Annotated in this window: 3 protein-coding genes; 2 read left to right on the top strand and 1 reads right to left on the bottom strand. The window is 67.0% G+C overall.

Annotated features, from left to right (window positions below; genetic code table 11):
- On the top strand, nucleotides 1–478 hold a 478-nt coding region (locus AC1D15_RS26705; protein ID WP_477828378.1), incomplete at its 5' end, for a LysE family translocator.
- 192 nt (nucleotides 479–670) lie between these two features.
- Nucleotides 671–1987, top strand: a complete 1317-nt coding sequence (locus AC1D15_RS26700; protein ID WP_477828377.1) for a glycoside hydrolase family 19 protein — start codon at nucleotides 671–673, stop codon at nucleotides 1985–1987.
- Between the two features lie 75 nt (nucleotides 1988–2062).
- On the opposite strand, the gene AC1D15_RS26695 is transcribed toward AC1D15_RS26700, so the two are convergent.
- The coding region (locus AC1D15_RS26695) for a PDDEXK nuclease domain-containing protein (RefSeq protein ID WP_477828376.1) at nucleotides 2063–2503 on the bottom strand (441 nt) is incomplete at its 5' end.

Genomic DNA, 2503 nt, shown 5'->3' with positions numbered 1-2503 from the left:
CTCCACCGCGCTGGTCGTGTCGCTGCTGGGCCTCGGAACGCTGCTGGCGGCCTCGGCCTTCTGGTTCACGGTGGTCAAGTTCGCGGGAGGGCTGTACCTGCTGTACCTCGGCATCAAGCTGCTGCGCGCCGGCGTTTCGCCTGCACAGGCCACGGTCGCGCCGGCCACCGGCTCGCGCTGGAAGCTGTTCATCAACACCTATCTCGTGACCGCCCTCAACCCGAAGGGCATCGTGTTCTTCATCGCCTTCCTGCCGCAGTTCCTGCGCCCGGGCGTGAACGCCACGCAGCAGCTGTGGATCCTGGCCGTCACCTTCGTCACGATGGCCACGATCAACTCGACGCTCTATGCGGTGTTCGCCACCTCGGCCCGCGCCGCGCTCGCGTCGCCACGTGCGCAGCGCGGCTTCAACCTGGCGGGTGGCTCGCTGCTGTCGGCCGCCGGGGTGTGGGCGCTGCTGGCCAAGCGGCCGGTGTAGAGATTCCGACCGGTGTCGCGCCGCGCCTGCGGCGCGCTGGAGCGCGCCCTGCGCTCACGTTGCAAGCCGTTTCTTGCACGCTGTTACCCGCATCCGGTCGCCCGACCGGTCAAATGCGAGCGCTTTCACGATTGGCAGTCCGTGGGCGCAAGGAGCAGTGCGATCTCCTCAACAAACACCGGAAAGACAACCATGTTCCACAAGACAAGACGTTGGGTGGCTTGCATCGCAAGCCTGTTGATTCCGCTGGCCGGCCTGTGTGCCGCGCCAGCACCCGCCACCACGGTCATGAGCGCCGCCGCCGTCACGGCCGCGGCCTGCAGCTCGCAGACCTGGCAGTACGGCGTGTACTACCGCCTCKGCGACGTAGTCCGCTACCCGAACAACGGCAACTACTACAAGCTGGTCAACGTCGGCGGCAACGGCAGCGATGCCACCGACCCGACGATCAGCACCTGGTACTGRCAGCAGACCACCTGTGACAGCGGTGGCAGCACCGGCGGTGGCGGCGCCACGACGGTGACCTGGCAGGCCGGCGTGTTCTATCGCCTCGGCGACGTGGTCAAGTACCCCAACAACGGCAGCTGCTACAAGCTGGTGAACGTCGGCGGCAACGGCAGCGACGGCACCGACCCGACGATCAGCACCTGGTACTGGCAGCCGACCGCCTGCGGCAGCACGGGCGGTGGCGGAGGAGGAGGCGGCGGTGGCGGCGGTGGCAACACCGGCGGCTGCACCGCGGTCGACTGGCAGGCCGGCGTGTACTACCGCCAGGGCGACGTCGTGCGCTACCCGGGCAACGGCAGCTACTACAAGCTGGTCAACGTGGGCGGCAACGGCAGCGACGGCACCGACCCGACGATCAGCACCTGGTACTGGCAGCCGACCACCTGCGGCGGCACGGGCGGCGGCGGTGGCGGCGGTGGTGGCAACACCGGCGGCTCGTTCATCGTCAGCGAGGCGCAGTTCAACCAGATGTTCCCGAACCGCAACGCGCTGTACACCTACGCCGGCCTGGTCAACGCGATGACCGGCTGGCCGGCCTTCGCGAAGACCGGCAGCGACACCATCAAGCGCCAGGAGGCCGCGGCCTTCCTCGCCAACGTGGCGCACGAGTCGGACAACCTGCGCGCGACGCGCGAGTACAACCAGGCGAACTGGCCGCTGTACTGCGACTGGAACAGCGGTTGCGCCCCCGGCCAGCAGTACTACGGCCGCGGCCCGATCCAGCTGAGCTGGAACTACAACTACCGCGCGGCCGGCCAGGCCATCGGCGTGGACCTGTGGAGCAACCCGGACCTGGTGGCGACCGACTCGACGATCGCGTGGAAGACCGCCGTGTGGTACTGGATGACGGGCACCGGCGCGGCCGGCGTCACGATCAACGCCATCAACGGCTCGCTGGAATGCGGCGGCCGCCGGCCGGATGCGGTGCAGACGCGGATCAACTACTACCGCACGTTCACCGGCATCATCGGTGTCGATCCGGGCGGCAACCTGGGCTGCTGATCGCACGCGATGGCGCGGAGCGCGGGGTCTCAAAATCCCCGCGCTCTGCGCCGACAAGGTGATACCTGCTACCGCCTAAGAGCGGCCCTTCCGGGATTCGAGTCGCGCTCGCGACAACTGGGCAGCTTCCTGCAGTTTGCGTTGAAGTACGTCCTTGGGTGGCAGTGTCGTGAGGTACTCGGCGACGTGGATTCCGGTCTTGTCGAGTTCCAGCAGTTCGATGCGCCCCTGGTCCTTGCCGCTGCACAAGATGATGCCGATCGGTGACTCTTCACCGGTCCTTCGTTCGTGCTTGTCGAGCCAGCGCAGGTAGAACTCCATCTGCCCCTTGTGTTCGGGGCGGAAGCGTTCGAGCTTCAGCTCCACGACGACGAGTCGACGGAGTTCGCGTTGGTAGAACAGCAGGTCCATGTGAAAGTCTTCACCATCGACCGTGATGCGCTTCTGCCGGGCCAGGAAGGCGAATCCGCTGCCCAGCTCCATGATGAAGCTCTCTATCTCTCGCAGGATGGCTGC

Source organism: Rhizobacter sp. P2_H2 (assembly GCF_056403375.1).
Note: the sequence above shows the minus strand (reverse complement) of the source record. Positions and strands in the feature narration are given on the sequence as shown.